Here is a 17,258-nt window from a genome sequence, read left to right as displayed (position 1 = left end):
TATAGGCAGCAGCTTTTTTTATGCGATTGCCGATGATAGCTCTGTCCCACAAGTATTTCATTACTCCCGGTCCTGCGATGATTCCGAAAATAAACTTGTAAATTACCCATAAAATGCAAAGGAATGCTTCGATTTTTCAAGTATCTACCAAACGGAAAATTTATTTCTGTATAACCTTTTATAAGGAGTCAGCTTGGTTCTTAGTATGTAATATTGCATATGAGAGTGTATTGATAAAAGTGTAAGGGGTCACTATAATGAGGGCATAAAGATAAATCACATTTTCGTAGCAATAAAAAAGGAGGAAATAATATGGAAATCGCAATGGCAGTTTTAAAATTTGTAGGTGGCGTAATCCCGTTAATTCAAGAACTTTTAAAAGCATTTATGTAGGTTTATTAGTTAGCTATCATTTATCAATCATTATCATATCTTACTAAAAAAAGAACGGGGTGATTTTTCTGAATATTAAGAAAAACACTAAAAGAAGAAAGTTCCTTGCATGTTTATTAGTTAGTCTATGCACTATTAATTATTCATCTATTTCCTTCGCAGAAACACAAGTAGGTAATGCAACTGATGTAATCAAAAATACTAGTGGCATTGATACTGGTATAGCAAGCCTTAAATATAATAATCAAGAGGTTTTAGCTGTAAATGGTGATAAGGTAGAGAGTTTTGTTCCGAAAGAAAGTATCAATTCAAATGGTAAACTTGTAGTAGTGGAACGCGAGAAAAAATCACTTACAACTTCACCAGTCGATATTTCGATTATTGATTCTGTGGTGAATCGTACGTATCCAGGAGCGGTACAACTTGCAAATAAAGCTTTTGCAGACAATCAACCGAGTTTATTAGTGGCTAAGAGAAAGCCTTTGAATATTAGTATAGACTTACCTGGCATGAGAAAAGAAAATACAATTACTGTCCAAAATCCGACATATGGTAATGTGGCTGGAGCAGTAGATGATTTAGTATCTACTTGGAATGAAAAGTATTCTAAAACACATACGTTACCTGCAAGAATGCAGTATACAGAATCTATGGTTTATAGTAAATCACAAATCGCAAGTGCCCTTAACGTTAACGCTAAATATCTCGATAACAGCCTAAACATCGATTTTAATGCGGTTGCAAATGGAGAGAAGAAAGTGATGGTAGCGGCATATAAGCAAATATTTTATACCGTAAGTGCTGAACTACCTAACAATCCATCCGATCTTTTTGATAATAGTGTTACTTTTGGTGAGTTAACTCGCAAAGGTGTAAGTAATTCGGCTCCACCTGTTATGGTTTCAAATGTAGCTTATGGTAGAACTGTTTATGTAAAATTAGAAACAACATCTAAGAGTAAAGATGTACAAGCTGCTTTTAAAGCTTTGCTTAAGAATAACAGCGTCGAAACGAGTGGACAGTATAAAGATATTTTTGAAGAAAGTACCTTTACTGCTGTAGTATTAGGTGGAGATGCGCAAGAGCATAACAAGGTTGTTACTAAAGATTTTAATGAAATCCGAAATATCATTAAAGATAATGCTGAATTAAGTTTTAAAAATCCAGCATACCCAATTTCATATACAAGCACTTTCTTAAAAGATAATGCAACTGCTGCTGTTCATAACAATACAGATTATATTGAGACGACAACTACAGAATATTCAAGTGCTAAAATGACACTTGATCATTACGGTGCTTACGTTGCTCAATTTGATGTATCTTGGGATGAATTCACATTTGATCAAAATGGGAAAGAAGTACTAACACATAAAACATGGGATGGTAGCGGCAGAGACAAAACAGCTCATTACTCTACAGTTATCCCTCTTCCGCCAAATTCAAAAAATATAAAAATCGTAGCTAGAGAATGTACTGGTCTTGCATGGGAATGGTGGAGAACAATTATTAATGAACAAAATGTTCCATTAACAAATGAAATAAAAGTTTCAATTGGAGGAACAACATTATACCCAACAGCTAGTATTAGTCATTAGATATAAAAAAGCGCCCTGTAATCAGGGCGCTTTTTTACTTATTCACAATTTTTACTCTTTCCAACACTGTTCTAGCAAAATAACGATCATAGTACCTACAAGTAATCCGTTACTTAAAACATATTGTAAGGAAGAAGGAACTCCGCCAAATGCACTTTCTGGAAGAAACATTATTCCCAAACTGATTAATAATGAAATTCCTAATATAGTTAAACGGCGTTGCTTTAATTTTTCACGTAAAATGGATTGAAATGAAATGCCTATTACTTGGACAAATGTAGCTAAAAGTGCAGAATTAGCAATAGGACCTGGTAGCAAGGATATAAAGTTTACAATTGAGGGGATAAAAGAAATACCTGCTAATATAAGACTTGCTATAAGGAACGACTTCACTTTTCTTTGTCCTGTTAGTTGAATAAATCCTGCCGATGCAGGTAATGGTACAATTCCAATGGTAGAGAACAATGATGAGATAATATGTGATATACCTCCGACCCATACACCACGGTTCAGTGTTCGCTTTTCACTTTCTTTCGATAACGGAGCTACTTGTTTTACAGCCGAAATAGCAGCGATTGTATTTGCAACTAAAAGAAAGGTAAATAAAGTTGCAGTTAGAGTCATTCCGATATCAAATCTAGGTGTGCCCCAAGCAAATATCTCTGGTAACTTAACTAGCGTTGTGTTCGAAGGTATATGAGATGATTTTCCTAATACTGCATACAAAAGCCAACCAGATGAAATGCCAAGTAATACAGCGTAACTTTTCATCCATCCTTTACCTTTAATTGATAAGAACGTAATAAGGGCAAAAACAAAGAGAGCAATAGTAGCTGTTGTATAGTCAGGATGAGTTGCAGATCCTTGTAATCCCATCATGCCTTTTAGTAACACACCACTAAGCTGAAGCGCTAAGATTAAAAGAAAAGTTCCTGTAACCAAAGGGGTAAATAAACGTAAGATTCGATGAACAAGCCCTGTTATACCAAGGACGAAGAGTAGTATACCTGCAATAATTAAACCACCTTCTAAAAGTTGTAATACATCTTTTGCACTTTGTCCCTGATGCATAGCGACTTGTCCCAATATGACAAATATACTTACCCATGAACCGGCTGGCCCATCCGCAATGGGATAACGATGCCCAAACCATGCTTGTATAAATGAACTTACTCCTACAACTAAAAAAGTCCGCTGCATTAATGTTGAGATATCTTCTATTGGTAAATGGAAGATGCCACCAATAATGATAGGTAATGCAATTGCATTTGCTAATAAAAACACAAACCATTGTAGAATACTAAAAATCGTATCAAAGTGTTTTTTATTCATATTATTCTCCTTTTGCCGAAAAAGAATTTCATAGTAAAAATCCATCCTTTCTACACAGTTAGATTAAAAAGGATGGATTTTGTAAATCTATAAAATTATTTTAATTATATAGATAGATTTTTAATTAATTACCATGTACGGAATGGTAAGAATTTCCCGTTAAGTGTAATCACGATACGAGGGTCGCCACCTTTTGGATCTTCTTGTGTGTCCACACCTAGATTGAAGTTAATTGCACTCATTACACCTTCGCCGGCTTTTTCTAAGATTAATTCTCTAATAGTTGGTGCATATTGTAACATCATTTCATATAAACGATATGCAATCGGGTCAGTAGGAGGCATTTCCATTACTTGACCACGAAGTGGAACTACTGTTAATGCTTGAACTACTTCTTCATCTAATTCTAATAGTTTAACGATTTTTTCTGCTTCTGGACGTGTTATTGTAGCTTGTCCTAATAACGCTGTTACAACCCAAGTCTCAGAGTTTTCACTTACTTTTGCAATTTCTTCCCAAGTTAACCCTTTTTTAATTTTTGCCGCTAGAATTTTTTGCGTAGCTTCTTGTCTATTCATATCTAATACTTGTTTTTTCATATCTAATAACTTCCCTTCATATACGTAATAATTATTATTTTATTTCACTATTTAACGCTTTATATCCATCAACCACTACATCTAATTTACCTGTGTGAGGATCGATAACTAAACCATGCACAGGAACATCTTTTGGAATAAGTGGATGGTTTCTTACTAAATCAACATTAGCTTGAGTTGAATCGCAGACATCATCGAATCCAAATAACCATTTTTTAAGGTCAACACCAGCATATTCAATCGCTGATAAAATTTCGGGTGAAGCTACTCCGCGATCTAATATTTTTTGAAGTGTTCCTTTTGGATTCGTTTGGCTCGCACCGCATCTATGGTGTCCAATAAGGAAGATTTCATCTGCATTTAAATCGTATACTGACGCGACAACACTTTGCATAACACTATCGAAAGCAGAAGCGATTTTACCACCTGCATTTCTGATGACTTTTGCATCACCATCGTGTATATCTAAAGCTTTTGGGAGTAGCTCAATTAAACGAGCATCCATGCAAGAAACAACAACCATACGTTTTTTAGGCATTTTTGTCGCTTCACGAGGAGCGTATTCCTTATTTTCTACAAATTGTTCATTGAACGATAGAATTTCTTGTAATAACATATTTGTAACCTCCTTTAAATCTAGATGTATTTTTTTGTTGCGTCCTCTGTGTTATAAGTAAATATAACTGATAAATAATGTGATGTAAGAGGATAAACTAAGTATAGTGAATTGTATCGATAAGCAGAATAAGTTGGCGAAACACTTTCGGGCTTTCTACTTTCACGGTGAAAGGATTGGTTTATATCATTGATCAAACAGATTTTGAGATACTGAAATTATTAGGAGAAAACTCAAGAATACAATGGAAAGAACTTGGTCAAAAAATACATATGACGGGGCAGGCTGTAGGAAATCGAATTCGAAGGTTAGAGGATTTAGGGATTATTGAGCAATACACAATCGCAATAAACCGAATCAAATTAGGACAAGTAGTGACTGCATTTGTTACTTTGTTCGTAACAACAGCTAATCACCAAGAGTTTATGAATTTCTTTCAAGGAGAAGAAGGGATTTCTGAAGTGCATCGTATAAGTGGTGAGGGGTGTTATTTATTAAAAACACATTTTGCGTCCAATGAAGACTTAGATAACTTTCTAGGACGACTATTAAAATACGGGAATTATCGTGTTAACTTATCAATAGGAAAGTTAAAATAAACTTTTTGCAAGTTTATGGTTCTTTTTACTTGTGGCTAAGACATGGCTCAACAAATAATTATTGATTATTTTACATCTGATTTTTCTTTTTTCATTATTTGCTTTTGACTAGTGAAGGGAACTTTTTTTAATATCAAAACTCCTGCGCTGTATGCAACAGGGATTCTATTATTACTTACCTGACGGTATAATCCTATTTCATCTTATAGCTTATTTTGAAGAATCATGTATAGGTTTTGATTTAGTGTCCTCAGGCATTTCAAAGGTTTGATTATGGTTAGATTTCAAATCTTCGTTAGGAATTGCTGGCAATGCGTCTTCAGGTGAATTATGGATTGGCAAAGAAGTTGTTGTTCCATCTACACTTGTTGTAACTGACATTGGTTGATTTTGATCAATTTTTGTACCTTTGTCCATCTTTTTTGCGAATTCTTTTTCACTTTTATTTGTTTGTCTCTATTCTATTTTTTTATTCGATTCTAGTTTGTTCGTTTTCATATCTTCTGTATCTACTGCATCATCCGCTAATAATGTTTTAAGCATTTTCCACTACCTCCTTGTTTAAGATTACATTTAGCATAAAACAAGTATCTGGAGTTTATTTGGAGTTCATCTAGATTTTATGTAAGTTTTGCATGTAGGGGCACCATACGAAAAAAGAAAATTGTGCGTTTGGACAAAAAGTAGCCGATTCCCTGTATGTTAAGGAACCGGCTACTTTCTATACTACCTTTTTATGTTTATGAAATTAAAAATGATAGAGTAGAAATCATGTATGAAATAAATGTAAGTAACACAAGGAAGAATATAAGCATGGTATTGGATATACATCGTTCTATTCTTTTTTTCATTTAAATTTACTTTATTTTTTCAATTTGGTAGGATCAATTTGAAGTTGACCTTTCCAAGAACCAGATAATTTTCCAATCCTGCTTATATTTACATCTAATGTAAGCGGTTGTTTGAAAGAATCTTTTCCTTTAGGACCTTCGATAAATGTGATGACGCCTTCAGGTCTATCCTTAAAACGAATACCAATTTCCTTTAATGCTACACCTGATGCCTTTAGTTCGAATGGCCCATCATTTGCTCCTTGAATAAATGCTAATTGTCCGAAGTACCCATTTTTCTTATACTCGGGGTTATTTTCTTGTTGACCGTTTACTTTTCCGTCATCTTCAAGTTCTAACCCTGTTGTATCAAATTCAAACGGTACTACATTTCCATCTTCTTTTTCAATTTTGTAATGAACGGATATACGTGCATCCGCTATATATAATTCTTTCAGATGTACTGTAACACCTTGATCTGTAATCTTTTCATCAATAGGAATAAATTGACCTTTCGTAACGTCTCTTCCTTCTTCAATAATCCTATCATTTGAAATTGCATTGGAAAAATAAGAGGCTACATCTGTAGCTGCAACTCGAACTTGTGGAATCATGGCTGTAGCAAAAAGCCCTACTACGGCTACTGCAGTATACATGAAACGTTTTGATTTTTTATTCATATTTGTAAATAATCCCTTCTTCTGTTCAGGTTTTTGATTGATATAAGAAATATCTTCTAATTTTGCGCGATTTTCAAATGCTTTCCACGCTTGGTCTACATCAATTTTGATTTCCTTTGATGAATGTACTATTTCTTCCTCTAACATGACATTTTCCCATTGATTTAATTTACTAATTTCTAGTAATAAGTCTTGGCATACGTTACACGTATCTAAATGTTTTGTGAATTCTTTTCTTGTCTCATAAGGTAATTCCCCATCCATATATGCTTGAATAAATCCCACATCATAACAATTCATTTATTAAGCCTCCTCTAATTGTTTATAAATCTTACGAAACTTTTGTTTGGCTCGGACCAATAATGTTCCAATAGAAGATATGTCGATTTGAAGCACTTCGGCAATTTCCTTATACTGAAAACCAGAAAATTTCATCAATAAAATGGTTCGATCCCGTTCATCCATGTTACTGAGGATCATTTGTACCTTTGTAATTTCTTCTTGTCTAATCCAGTCATCATCTAATGATGAAATATGTTGTACTTCATGATATTGTATGGTTTTATTTACTCTTGCCTGATGTCGTTTTTCAGATCGTAGATATTTATACGCTACATAAGTAGAAGATTTTATTAGCCATCCGGGTAAGTGTTCAATTCTCTTCCAATCGTTGCGATATAGCTGTAAAAAGACTTCTTGGGCTAATTCTTCAGCGATAGTCTGATTTTTGACAATCCATACGATTTGTTTCACAACGTAAACATAGTTTTGTTTAAACAAATCTTCAAATGTCACATCCGAAAAAGGGCTGTCTTCCTTTTTTATTTTTAACATGTCAGTTAAAACCTCACTCTCATTTGATGCCTGTATTATAGAGAACCCGGAATAACGGGTTTTGTGACAAAAATTTTTATTATGTACGAAAAAAATATTCATCTGTTAAGATGAAAAAAGGATGACAGTGTTCGAGTTGTAATAGTGTGACTAAACACGCTCATTTACGCGCTTTACAAGATTACACACTTCTATTTGAAATGATAACTACTAATAGAAAATTGAGGGATTTTCTTAATATGCAATCTAGCTCTGCTGTTAAAAGACTCTTCCAAACAATGAACATCTCCCACACAGGTGACAACAAAGGACGAATATATGATTTAACTTCGTTTCAATCATAATTTTGCTATAATAAATAAGTATTTACGTGAAGGAGAGTGTGAAATGAAGTTTAATATCGATCATTATATAGCTAGCGTTTTACAGTGGATATTAAATATAGCGTTAATTATATTGTCCATTGTTTTATCGATCTTTTTAATAAATGAGACAATCACATTTATTCAATACATATTTTCAACAAAGGAATATACGTCGTATAAATTGGTTGAGAGCATCATCGTTTATTTCTTATACTTTGAGTTCATCGCATTGATTATTAAGTATTTTAAGTCGAATTATCATTTCCCGTTACGTTATTTTATTTATATCGGAATTACGGCGTTAATTCGTTTAATTATCGTATCTCATGAGGAACCGATGGAGACGTTGTTATATGCGGGATCTATTCTTGTTTTAGTCATTGCTTTATACATATCAAATATGAGAGATTTGAGAAAAGAGTAGTAGTGCAGACATAAGTTTGCACTACTTTTTTATGTCTTGACCTTCAAGTTACTTGAAAGTTTACAATGTAAATAGGGCGTTTGAAATTGAAAAAAATTGAGAAATTAAGTGAAGAGGTTTCTTTTACTTGGAGGTTATAATAATGAATCAGGAATTGAAGTTACGTCCTTTAGAACGGGAAGATCTAAAGTTTGTACACGAACTTAATAATAATGCTCATATTATGTCGTATTGGTTTGAAGAGCCGTATGAGGCATTTGTAGAGCTACAGGATTTATACGATAAACATATACATGATCAAAGTGAACGCCGATTTATCGTTGAGAAAGATAATGAGATGGTTGGATTGGTCGAGTTAGTGGAAATCGATTATATTCATCGTAGAACAGAATTCCAAATTATTATTGATCCAAATTATCAAGGACATGGTTATGCAGCAGAGGCGACGCGTTTAGCGATGGATTACGCTTTTTCTGTATTAAATATGCATAAGATTTATTTAGTTGTGGATAAAGAGAATGAGAAAGCAGTCCATGTGTATAAAAAGGTTGGATTTATAGTGGAAGGCGAGCTTTTAGACGAGTTTTTCGTTGATGGTAACTATCATAATGCGATAAGAATGTGTATGTTCCAGAAGGAATATTTTGAAAGCAAATAGTTGAATGATTTGGAAGTAATGTTGACGCTTCATAAAACCGTGTGCTAAAATCCCTTTTAAGTATTAAGGAAGGTGCAGAACATGCTTTATATAAAATTTGTAAAACTCATTAGAAAACTTTGCTCCGCACAAATGTATACGGTGAAGCGTTGTACGGAGCTTAATCAAGGGGTATAAATCCCCTATATTCATCGGCTGAATAACTTTTTGAAAAAAGTATAGTTTATCTATGCTTATTTGATTATGGTTTTTCAGCTGATGTATAAAATAGATTAAGGGGCCATAGACAATGCTTTGTCTATGGCCCTTTGTGTATATTATTCCAATGAGCTTTTACTATAAATTGGAGTAGTATGGGAAAACCACGAAGCAGAGGGCTAGTGTCGAATGACGCTATCTCTCTGCTTTTTTTAATTTCAGGAAAAGAGGAATAAAAATGAGTTTACTTAAAGTTGAAAGTTTATCACATAGTTTTATAGACAAAGTATTATACGAAAATGCTTCTTTTGATTTGCATAAAGGAGAACATATGGGGATTGTTGGACAGAATGGTGCAGGAAAAAGTACGTTAATGAAAATATTGGTGGGGGAAATTATTGCTGATAAGGGGAGCATTAAGTGGCAACCTAATATTCAAATTGGACATCTTGATCAATATGCAGAAATTGATGGGAGCTATACCATTTCACAATATGTAAAGCGGGCCTTTTATGATTTGTTTGAAATGGAAAAGAGAATGAATAAAATATATGAAGAAAGTGCGATAAATGGAGATGAAAATCAACTATTGAAAGCAGCTGAAATACAAGGGCAGCTTGAGACTCGTGATTTCTATTTAGTAGACAGCGTAATAAATAAGGTGGCAGCAGGTTTAGGTATTGATGCTATTGGGATGGATCGTGTGATTGGGGAATTAAGCGGTGGACAACGGGCAAAGGTAATTTTGGCAAAGCTTTTATTAGAAGAGCCTACTATTTTATTACTAGATGAACCGACGAATTTTCTTGATAAAGAGCATGTTGAATGGCTTGCTAATTATTTAATGAATTTTGAAGGAGCATTTATTGTCGTATCACATGATTTTGATTTTCTAGAAAAAGTGACTTCTTGCATATGTGATGTAGAGTTTGGAACGGTGAAGAAGTATTACGGAAAATACTCAGATTTTGTAAGACAAAAGGAGCATTTGCGAAAAGATTATATGCGCCAATATTATGCACAACAAAAGAAAATTGAAAAAACGGAAGAGTATATTCGTAGAAATATTGCCGGAGTGAATTCAAAAATAGCACAAGGACGTAGAAAGCAGTTGCAACGTATGGAAAGAATTGCACCGCCAAGTTTTACTCATAAACCGTTTATTCATTTTCAGGAGCTTCCCATTTCAGTTCAGACAGTTCTGGAAGTAAATAACCTTGAAGTTGGTTACGATTTTGCTCTCTTACCAAAATTGAATTTTTCAGTAATGGGTGGGGAAAAACTTGTTATTACAGGGTTCAATGGGGTAGGGAAATCTACTTTATTAAAAACAATCGTTGGAAATATTACTAGTATTTCTGGAGAGTTTTACTTCTCAGAGCAAATAAAGATTGGATATTATGAGCAGGATTTAAATTGGAATAATGATTCTTTAACGCCGCTTCAAATTATTTCGGAGCAGTTTCCTAAACTAAGCGTGAAGGAAATACGTCATCATTTAGCTGCGTGTGGTGTGAAGGATACTCATGTTTCCCAAGAAATGCGTACGTTGAGTGGTGGTGAACAATCAAAGGTTAAATTATGCGGATTGTTATTATCGCCTTGTAATTTCTTAATCTTAGATGAACCGACGAATCATCTAGATGCAGAAGCAAAGGAAGCTTTGCAAAAGGCGTTAATACAGTTTAAGGGGAGCGTTATACTCGTATCTCATGAGGCAAGTTTTTATCTTGATTGGGCAGATAGTATTTTTAATATAGAGACAGGATTAGTTAAGGGGGTGTGAAACATATGATTGAAAACAATTGGAAAACAAAAATTATATTATTTTTGACCGCTCAAACGATTTCGTTATTCGGTTCATCTCTCGTACAGTACGCGATTATATGGTATATCACCTTAACGACATCGTCAGGGTTAATGTTGACCATTTCAACTGTTTGCGGTTTCCTACCACAAATCGTGATTTCTTTATTTGCAGGTGTGTGGATTGATCGTTACGAGCGTAAAAAAATGATTATGTTATCGGACGGGGTTATAGCAATTGCTACGTTAGTTTTAGCAGTTCTATTTGTAACAGGATATAAAAGTATTTGGTTACTTTTTATAGTACTACTCATTCGTTCAGCTGGGACAGGGGTACAAACGCCAGCTGTGAATGCATTAATCCCACAAATCGTTCCGAAAGATCATCTTATGAAAGTGAATGGGATAAATAGCAGTATTACATCTTTAATTATGTTTCTTTCTCCAGCAGCAAGTGCTGCAATTCTTTCTATTGCTAGCATTGAAACGACATTTTTTATTGATGTTATTACGGCTATGATTGGAATTAGTATTATGTTTATCATTCAAGTGGAGAGACATGTGAATACAGAGAGTAAGCAAAAATCTAATCTACAAGGTATAAAAGAAGGCTTTGCTTACTTAAAAGAAAATGTATTTATTAAAAGGCTACTCTTTTTATTAATTATTGTCATGATTTTAATAAGTCCAGCCGCCTTTTTAACACCTTTAATGGTAACTCGTTCTTTCGGTGCAGAAATGTGGAGACTTACTGCTAGTGAAATGACTTTTAGTGCGGGGGCGGCAGCTGGTGGCGTATTGATTGCGGCATGGGGTGGTTTCCGTAATCGTATGCATACAACAGCGCTAGCTTGTGCGTTGTATGGACTGCTTATGATTGGACTAGGGATTGCTCCGGTATTTATTGTGTATTTAGTATTTAACTTTTTAATTGGTATAACAATGCCGTGCTTCAATACACCGGTTACCGTGTTATTGCAGGAAAAAGTAGAACCTTCTATGCACGGAAGAATGTTTAGTCTTGTACAAATCGCTAATTCATGCGCGCTTCCTTTAGGAATGATAATATTTGGTCCATTGGCTGATATGTTTAGTGTAGAAATTTTGTTAATTTATGCTGGGATATTCGTGCTATTGTGTGCGATTTATGCTGTAGTAAGCAAGAGGTTTGAAGTGTAAATATTTATGTTTGAAAAGGTTTGTGAGGCAATTTAAGGTGCTTTATAAACCTTTTTTGACCTATACTAATCAATAATTATTTATTGTAAAACGATAAAAAATTATTGACGAATGATTTTATTTTAGGTAATATGATGTTAATAATCTAAGGGTAATGATATGAATAGAGGAGAATGTGAAATGATAAATAAATACGTAGTAGCTATTTCTTTCATGATTTTAGCGATCATTTCTTTAGCTATACATGCTTCAAACAGTAAAGTGGGAGCGAATGGATTCCTTGAAGAACCTTTCTTTTTCCTAGTACCAATAAGTTATGTATTGTTCTTGAGTGGTATTGGTGTATTACTATTTGGATTTGTTACTTCAAAGCTGAAAAAAAATAATAGATAAAATGAAGTTTAAGTAGTGAGGGATCAATTAATCAGGACAAAATACTCACTATAAAATAGGAACATACTATATGGAAGAAAAATATTAAGTGAGCTGAATCATGATGAATCATTATTTTTATAGTGGTAGACAAGTGGGAGCAGCTATTACACTGGCAGGAGCACAGGGGACAATTCATGCTGTGAATCAAGCGATTCAAATGCAGCAACAAGCATATTTTGCACAAATGATGCAAGGGCAGTATATGCCTTACTCACAGCCTCCAATGCAAATTGTACATTACGATGTGCATCCAGCGGGTTTATTTTCCATTCCGTATGGCGGGACATACTTCTTATGAAAGAAAGCGACTGATTAGAGTCGCTTTCTTTTTTTTATATTCCGCCTAGTTTCATGCCAAGGAATGCAAAAAGGATACCAATCATATAAGTGGCACTTAAATATAGAAATAGTATGCCAAAGTTTTTGCGGTTGAAAAGCTGAATAGATTCTAATTTAAACGTCGAAAATGTCGTGAAGGCACCCATAAATCCAGTCCCTAATAATAATTGCCAACTTGTAGTGACATCGTTGCCAATTATATATCCAAGTAGAAACGCTCCTGTTATATTGATGAGAAATGTAGCAATTGGAAAGGAAGTTTTATTTATTTTTTTAAACCAATTGCTAATTGCAAATCGTGTAATTGCACCGAAGAAACCTCCAGTCGCTACTAATAAAGCTTCCATCATAAGTGATCACCTTCCGCAAGTTGTTTCTTTATTAAGGAATCACCTAGTGTATAGCCAAAGCCAGACATAATGAGGCCACCAAGTATACTGCATGATACATATAAGAAAGCCGTACCCCATTCAGAAAGATTGATTAATTGTACGGTTTCTACACTGAACGTTGAAAACGTCGTAAAGGAACCGATGAACCCAGTCCCGATGCCTGTAATCATTTCTGAAGGTAAGATGTTTCGCCAAGCAATATACGTAGTTAGCCATGCTAATAAAAAGCAGCCGATTAAGTTAATGAGCAACGTGGCTAGTGGAAATGAATGATGCCATGAAGTATGAATAGTAAGACCTAAATAATAGCGAGAAAGGGCTCCTAATATACCGGCTATGCCAACAATAATATAAATCAATTTCTTCACCTCTTTAAATAGCTTGCTCAAAAAAATAGACTCCTACCAGTAGTTATACTGGTAGGAGTCATTAGCTAAGCAGCAGTTATGGCGAACTCCATCGCCTATGATTATTACATATAGTGTACTAAACATTTTGTTGGATTTCCAGTGAAGGAGTCGGGGTATTTTGTATTTTTGATAATTTAAGAGTGAGAATAATTACTTATAAACTAAATATAGTGATATAGAGTTTTCGATGTGATAAAATATTTCTTATGTCTGTCATTCAGTTTTAGTTAACTGAAAATAAAGAAAATTAAACCGTGTGTTTTAGAAAAGGGGCGTTTATTTGAAAAAAATATTAAAAATAGTACTTATATGTATTTTAGTAGGGGTGGGAGTTGTAGGTGGTTTTTTAGCGTATATGACACTTACAAAAGAACAGCCTGCTGATGTTATAAGTTTAAAGGTGGAAAATAATAAGGAGCGCGTATTAGCGCCTGACAATGATTTTAAAGTTACAACATTTAATATCGGATATGCTGGATTAGATAAGGATCAAGATTTCTTCATGGATGGCGGAAAGGGATCTGGTTCAAGTAGTAAAGAGCAAACGGAAACGAATTTAAAGAATATGCTTTCGTTTTTACAAAATGAGAATAGTGATTTTGCGTTATTACAAGAAGTTGATATAAAATCACTGCGCTCTTTTGATGTAAATGGGCATGAGTTTTTGAAAAAGGGACTATCTGATTATGCTTCTTCATTTGGAAAGAACTATGATACAAAATGGGTCCCTGTCCCAATTACAAGTCCAATGGGATATGCGGAGGCTGGATTAAGTACGTTTTCTAAATATAAAGTGCAAACAGCGGAGAGGTTCCAGCTTCCTGGAGTGGAACCTTGGCCAAAGCGTTTGTTTGATTTAGATCGAGCGATTGTTGAGCATAAAATCCCTGTTAGTAATGGGAAGTTTGTTAGACTCGTAAATTTACATTTGTCTGCGTATGATGAAGGCGGACAAATTAGAAAGCAGCAAGTAGAGTATTTAAAAAAATATATGAACAAGCATTATAAAAATGGTGATTACGTAATAATGGGCGGAGATTGGAATCAATTACTTTCTGATGTTCAGTTAAGTGATCCGAAGTTTGTGAAAGAACGTCCAGAATGGTTAGTAGAGTTGCCGAAGGACTTTACTAATGGTGGCTTTAAGTGGGCTGTAGATCCGTCTGTTATGACGGTGAGAGATGATGTGAAGAAGTATGTGGAAGGTGAAAACTTTGTCACGATTATTGATGGCTTTATCGTTTCACCGAATGTTGAGATTGTAAATGTGCAAGGAAAAGATTTAAAGTTTGAAAATAGTGATCATAACCCAGTGAGTGCGGTCTTTAAGTTGAAGTAATTAAGTGTAGAAAGTGGGATTTTATACATGGAGTGGTTAAAGAAAACTTGTTTTTCTAACCTGGAGAAAGAATCACAGAAAAATCATTTATTGTTGTTTATCACGATTTGTAGTTTCTTCCTTGGAATCATCGCGATTGGGTATTACGGATATATTTTTACAGAGAGAGCAATAGCGTTTTGGGTTTGCGGTATTTCAGTTGTTGTATTTGGAACGCTTCTTACTTTTATAGAAAGCATGGAAGCGATGTATAAATATATTATGACATTTATGCTGCTTATTATGTCTTTCATTATGGTACAAGCTTTTAATGAAAGTCCGGCTGTATTTCAAATGGTCTACTTTACATTAGCAGTTTCACTTATTTATTTAAGTGAACGTCTCGTTATCATTCTCGGCGGAGTGGCGGTTGTTATTACATTTATTCTTTGTAGTTATTGGCCGGAGCAATTTTTTGCTTATACAGCGGCATCTGAAGCTGCAAACTTCGCAAGCTTGTTAGCAATCGTAACGATCGCTATGTGGGGCGTAACGAAGATTGGTTCTAATCTGCTAGCTCGCTTAAGTGATGAGAAGCAAGAAGTAATGAGGAAAGCTCAGGAGCTAGAAGAAACGCAAAGACTTATTGAGGAAACGGTTGTAAAGTTAGATAGTAATTTCAATCATTTAAGACAAAATATGAATACATCGATGGAGTCGATGAGTGAAATTAATTTCGCTTTTGAAGAAGTGGCAGTTGGTACCCAATCACAATCAGAGATGATGCATCGTTCGGTAGAAGTATTGAATGATATGGAAGGAAATATTGAACAAATCATTTCTCAAGTAAGAAATGCGTCACTTCGTATGGATGAAAGTTTAGAAATTTCAAAGGGCAGTGTGCATACTTTACGAAATTTTGAAGTGAATATGAGAAGTTTAAACGATGTTGTTTCACAATCAGGAATTATATTTAGAGATTTAATGATGCAGTCGAAGCAAATTAATGAAATTGTAGATGTAATAACGAATATTTCAAGTCAGACGAGTTTGCTAGCTTTAAATGCAAATATAGAAGCTGCAAGAGCAGGAGAGCATGGAAAAGGATTTGCTATTGTAGCGAATGAAGTATTAAAGCTTGCTGAAGAGTCAAATCGTTCTGCGGGGAGAATTCAAGGGATTTTAAAGGAGTTTAGTAATCAAGCAAGTAAAGTGGAAGTACAGGTAGAGAAATCAGAAAGAGTACAAGAAGAATGTAACGGAATGTTAGCAAGTGTTTTAACAAATGTAACGGATTTAGGGAAGTTTATTGATGTAATTAATGATGTAATGAGAGAGATTGTTGATCATCAAGAAAGTTTCCAAGTTAAAACGACGAATATCGTAAAGGATGTTACACATGCTTCTCATGTAATTCAGCAAACTTCTGCTGCTACGGAAGAAGTATTGGCAAGTGTGGAAGAAGAAAAACATCGCAATGATACATCAGTGAAGACGTTACATACGGTTAGCGAGCAAGTGAAGTTGCTAGAAGATATTTTAGAAAAGTAATATCCCTTAAAATGGGCACACCATGTGTGCTCTTTTTTCATTTAAATGAATACTTGATAGTAATTTAATTGCTTTTCTGCGCGTTTTCTGCCAAGCTTAAGGAGATAAAGTGAGACTAATACCTACTGATTATTAGTTGAACCTCGCAAATAGCGGGATAAAATACTTCAAAGAAAGAATTATATAGGTGACGCATATGATTGAAGTTAAGACTTCTGAACTTAGTGATGGAGAATTTAATAGAGGTGTATTTGCAACTCGTGATATTAAAAAGGGTGAGTTGATTCACTCAGCACCAGTTATCTCTTATCCGAATGAACAGCATGAACACATTGAGAAAACGTTACTTGCTGACTACGCATTTGAGTATGGGGTAAATCATACGGCATTCCTGTTAGGATACGGCATGTTATTTAATCATGCATATAATCCGAATGCAACGTATGAAATTGTCTTTGAGAATCATACGTTTAACTTCTTCGCTTATAAGGATATAAAAGCGGGAGAAGAAATTTTAATCAACTATAATGGTGAAGTTGATGATGACGAACTATTATGGTTTGATAAGGAAAAAGAAGAGAACGAAAAGTAATTTATAATAAGTGATAAAAAGGATGCTTTTACATAGGTAAAAGCATCCTTTTTATTGATGAAAATAAAGTAAAAATTACAAAAAATACCACTTTATTTTCGTGTGATATA

The 17,258-nt window shown here is 34.3% G+C and carries 19 protein-coding genes, 1 pseudogene and 1 riboswitch; of the genes and pseudogenes, 12 read left to right on the top strand and 8 right to left on the bottom strand.

Features of this window, described 5'->3' with window-relative positions; genetic code table 11:
• Window positions 1-452 precede the first annotated feature (452 nt).
• On the top strand, window positions 453-1,991 hold the full coding sequence (gene alo, locus MR113_RS12925; protein ID WP_242254649.1) for an anthrolysin O/cereolysin O family cholesterol-dependent cytolysin Alo: 1,539 nt from the start codon (window positions 453-455) through the stop codon (window positions 1,989-1,991).
• A gap of 51 nt (window positions 1,992-2,042) precedes the next feature.
• Here alo and MR113_RS12920 read toward each other — a convergent pair whose 3' ends face one another.
• The 3 genes from MR113_RS12920 to MR113_RS12910 all read right to left on the bottom strand — a co-directional run bounded on the left by MR113_RS12920 (window position 2,043) and on the right by MR113_RS12910 (window position 4,538).
• Window positions 2,043-3,323: a purine/pyrimidine permease gene (locus MR113_RS12920; RefSeq protein ID WP_242254648.1), complete on the bottom strand. Its 1,281-nt coding sequence runs from the start codon at window positions 3,321-3,323 to the stop codon at window positions 2,043-2,045.
• A 128-nt stretch (window positions 3,324-3,451) separates the two neighbouring features.
• Window positions 3,452-3,901: a cyanase gene (cynS, locus tag MR113_RS12915; protein WP_242254688.1), complete on the bottom strand. Its 450-nt coding sequence runs from the start codon at window positions 3,899-3,901 to the stop codon at window positions 3,452-3,454.
• A gap of 55 nt (window positions 3,902-3,956) precedes the next feature.
• Complete coding sequence (locus tag MR113_RS12910; RefSeq protein ID WP_242254646.1) at window positions 3,957-4,538, bottom strand: beta-class carbonic anhydrase; 582 nt, start codon at window positions 4,536-4,538, stop codon at window positions 3,957-3,959.
• Between the two features lie 167 nt (window positions 4,539-4,705).
• Between MR113_RS12910 and MR113_RS12905 the strand changes: the two genes are divergently transcribed.
• A complete protein-coding gene (locus tag MR113_RS12905) occupies window positions 4,706-5,137 on the top strand; it encodes an Lrp/AsnC family transcriptional regulator (RefSeq protein WP_002008929.1) in 432 nt (143 codons plus the stop codon).
• 210 nt (window positions 5,138-5,347) lie between these two features.
• On the opposite strand, the gene MR113_RS12900 is transcribed toward MR113_RS12905, so the two are convergent.
• From MR113_RS12900 to MR113_RS12890, 3 genes are all read right to left on the bottom strand, one after another.
• Entirely contained in the window at window positions 5,348-5,554 is a 207-nt protein-coding gene (locus MR113_RS12900) for a hypothetical protein (protein WP_242254644.1), read from the bottom strand.
• Between the two features lie 445 nt (window positions 5,555-5,999).
• Window positions 6,000-6,947: a DUF4179 domain-containing protein gene (locus tag MR113_RS12895; protein ID WP_242254642.1), complete on the bottom strand. Its 948-nt coding sequence runs from the start codon at window positions 6,945-6,947 to the stop codon at window positions 6,000-6,002.
• 3 nt (window positions 6,948-6,950) lie between these two features.
• Window positions 6,951-7,481, bottom strand: a complete 531-nt coding sequence (locus tag MR113_RS12890) for an RNA polymerase sigma factor SigX (RefSeq protein ID WP_242254640.1) — start codon at window positions 7,479-7,481, stop codon at window positions 6,951-6,953.
• 125 nt (window positions 7,482-7,606) lie between these two features.
• Here MR113_RS12890 and MR113_RS12885 point away from each other — a divergent pair.
• The 7 genes and pseudogenes from MR113_RS12885 to MR113_RS12855 form a co-directional block, all read left to right on the top strand.
• Window positions 7,607-7,825: pseudogene (locus MR113_RS12885) on the top strand (nuclease-related domain-containing protein); the annotation flags it as partial.
• Window positions 7,826-7,868: 43 nt separating this feature from the next.
• Window positions 7,869-8,270: a phosphate-starvation-inducible protein PsiE gene (gene psiE / locus MR113_RS12880; protein WP_000671178.1), complete on the top strand. Its 402-nt coding sequence runs from the start codon at window positions 7,869-7,871 to the stop codon at window positions 8,268-8,270.
• A gap of 142 nt (window positions 8,271-8,412) precedes the next feature.
• Entirely contained in the window at window positions 8,413-8,928 is a 516-nt protein-coding gene (speG, locus tag MR113_RS12875) for a spermidine N1-acetyltransferase (protein WP_242254638.1), read from the top strand.
• Window positions 8,929-9,364: 436 nt separating this feature from the next.
• Entirely contained in the window at window positions 9,365-10,912 is a 1,548-nt protein-coding gene (locus MR113_RS12870; RefSeq protein WP_242254636.1) for an ABC-F family ATP-binding cassette domain-containing protein, read from the top strand.
• Between the two features lie 5 nt (window positions 10,913-10,917).
• A complete protein-coding gene (locus tag MR113_RS12865) occupies window positions 10,918-12,111 on the top strand; it encodes an MFS transporter (protein WP_242254634.1) in 1,194 nt (397 codons plus the stop codon).
• A gap of 159 nt (window positions 12,112-12,270) precedes the next feature.
• Window positions 12,271-12,504 carry a DUF3955 domain-containing protein gene (locus tag MR113_RS12860; RefSeq protein WP_081110345.1) on the top strand — a complete coding sequence of 78 codons (234 nt, stop codon included), beginning with the start codon at window positions 12,271-12,273 and terminating at the stop codon, window positions 12,502-12,504.
• A gap of 100 nt (window positions 12,505-12,604) precedes the next feature.
• Window positions 12,605-12,844, top strand: a complete 240-nt coding sequence (locus MR113_RS12855; RefSeq protein WP_000980963.1) for a DUF3947 family protein — start codon at window positions 12,605-12,607, stop codon at window positions 12,842-12,844.
• A 34-nt stretch (window positions 12,845-12,878) separates the two neighbouring features.
• Here the strand turns inward: MR113_RS12855 and crcB (MR113_RS12850) are convergent, their stop codons facing one another.
• Together crcB (MR113_RS12850) and crcB (MR113_RS12845) are read right to left on the bottom strand one after the other, a co-directional pair.
• Window positions 12,879-13,235 carry a fluoride efflux transporter CrcB gene (gene crcB / locus MR113_RS12850; protein WP_242254632.1) on the bottom strand — a complete coding sequence of 119 codons (357 nt, stop codon included), beginning with the start codon at window positions 13,233-13,235 and terminating at the stop codon, window positions 12,879-12,881.
• A complete protein-coding gene (gene crcB / locus MR113_RS12845) occupies window positions 13,232-13,636 on the bottom strand; it encodes a fluoride efflux transporter CrcB (protein ID WP_242254686.1) in 405 nt (134 codons plus the stop codon). The genes crcB (MR113_RS12850) and crcB (MR113_RS12845) overlap by 4 nt, the downstream gene beginning before the upstream one ends.
• A gap of 54 nt (window positions 13,637-13,690) precedes the next feature.
• A riboswitch (Fluoride riboswitch) is annotated at window positions 13,691-13,750 on the bottom strand.
• A 217-nt stretch (window positions 13,751-13,967) separates the two neighbouring features.
• Between crcB (MR113_RS12845) and MR113_RS12840 the strand changes: the two genes are divergently transcribed.
• From MR113_RS12840 to MR113_RS12830, 3 genes are all read left to right on the top strand, one after another.
• Window positions 13,968-15,026 carry an endonuclease/exonuclease/phosphatase family protein gene (locus tag MR113_RS12840; protein ID WP_242254630.1) on the top strand — a complete coding sequence of 353 codons (1,059 nt, stop codon included), beginning with the start codon at window positions 13,968-13,970 and terminating at the stop codon, window positions 15,024-15,026.
• Between the two features lie 27 nt (window positions 15,027-15,053).
• The gene (locus tag MR113_RS12835; protein ID WP_242254628.1) at window positions 15,054-16,556 is read left to right on the top strand and encodes a DUF4077 domain-containing protein; all 1,503 of its coding nucleotides are present in this window, start codon (window positions 15,054-15,056) and stop codon (window positions 16,554-16,556) included.
• Between the two features lie 196 nt (window positions 16,557-16,752).
• Window positions 16,753-17,148, top strand: coding sequence for an SET domain-containing protein (locus tag MR113_RS12830; protein WP_000573651.1), 396 nt, complete (start codon window positions 16,753-16,755; stop codon window positions 17,146-17,148).
• Window positions 17,149-17,258 lie beyond the last annotated feature (110 nt).

Origin of the sequence: Bacillus cereus group sp. BfR-BA-01379 (assembly GCF_022663605.1) — a bacterium.
Classification (GTDB): Bacteria; Bacillota; Bacilli; order Bacillales; family Bacillaceae_G; genus Bacillus_A; species Bacillus_A mobilis.
Note: the sequence above shows the minus strand (reverse complement) of the source record. Positions and strands in the feature narration are given on the sequence as shown.

What these genes read in the sequence shown, in the direction of transcription:
- MR113_RS12920 (WP_242254648.1), bottom strand. Translation starts at nt 3,323, where the DNA reads ATGAATAAAAAACACTTTGATACGATTTTTAGTATTCTACAATGGTTT.
- cynS (WP_242254688.1), bottom strand. Translation starts at nt 3,901, where the DNA reads ATGAATAGACAAGAAGCTACGCAAAAAATTCTAGCGGCAAAAATTAAA.
- MR113_RS12910 (WP_242254646.1), bottom strand. Translation starts at nt 4,538, where the DNA reads ATGTTATTACAAGAAATTCTATCGTTCAATGAACAATTTGTAGAAAAT.
- MR113_RS12900 (WP_242254644.1), bottom strand. Translation starts at nt 5,554, where the DNA reads ATGGACAAAGGTACAAAAATTGATCAAAATCAACCAATGTCAGTTACA.
- MR113_RS12895 (WP_242254642.1), bottom strand. Translation starts at nt 6,947, where the DNA reads ATGAATTGTTATGATGTGGGATTTATTCAAGCATATATGGATGGGGAA.
- MR113_RS12890 (WP_242254640.1), bottom strand. Translation starts at nt 7,481, where the DNA reads ATGTTAAAAATAAAAAAGGAAGACAGCCCTTTTTCGGATGTGACATTT.
- psiE (WP_000671178.1), top strand. Translation starts at nt 7,869, where the DNA reads ATGAAGTTTAATATCGATCATTATATAGCTAGCGTTTTACAGTGGATA.
- speG (WP_242254638.1), top strand. Translation starts at nt 8,413, where the DNA reads ATGAATCAGGAATTGAAGTTACGTCCTTTAGAACGGGAAGATCTAAAG.
- MR113_RS12870 (WP_242254636.1), top strand. Translation starts at nt 9,365, where the DNA reads ATGAGTTTACTTAAAGTTGAAAGTTTATCACATAGTTTTATAGACAAA.
- MR113_RS12865 (WP_242254634.1), top strand. Translation starts at nt 10,918, where the DNA reads ATGATTGAAAACAATTGGAAAACAAAAATTATATTATTTTTGACCGCT.
- MR113_RS12860 (WP_081110345.1), top strand. Translation starts at nt 12,271, where the DNA reads ATGAATAGAGGAGAATGTGAAATGATAAATAAATACGTAGTAGCTATT.
- MR113_RS12855 (WP_000980963.1), top strand. Translation starts at nt 12,605, where the DNA reads ATGATGAATCATTATTTTTATAGTGGTAGACAAGTGGGAGCAGCTATT.
- crcB (WP_242254632.1), bottom strand. Translation starts at nt 13,235, where the DNA reads ATGATGGAAGCTTTATTAGTAGCGACTGGAGGTTTCTTCGGTGCAATT.
- MR113_RS12835 (WP_242254628.1), top strand. Translation starts at nt 15,054, where the DNA reads ATGGAGTGGTTAAAGAAAACTTGTTTTTCTAACCTGGAGAAAGAATCA.
- MR113_RS12830 (WP_000573651.1), top strand. Translation starts at nt 16,753, where the DNA reads ATGATTGAAGTTAAGACTTCTGAACTTAGTGATGGAGAATTTAATAGA.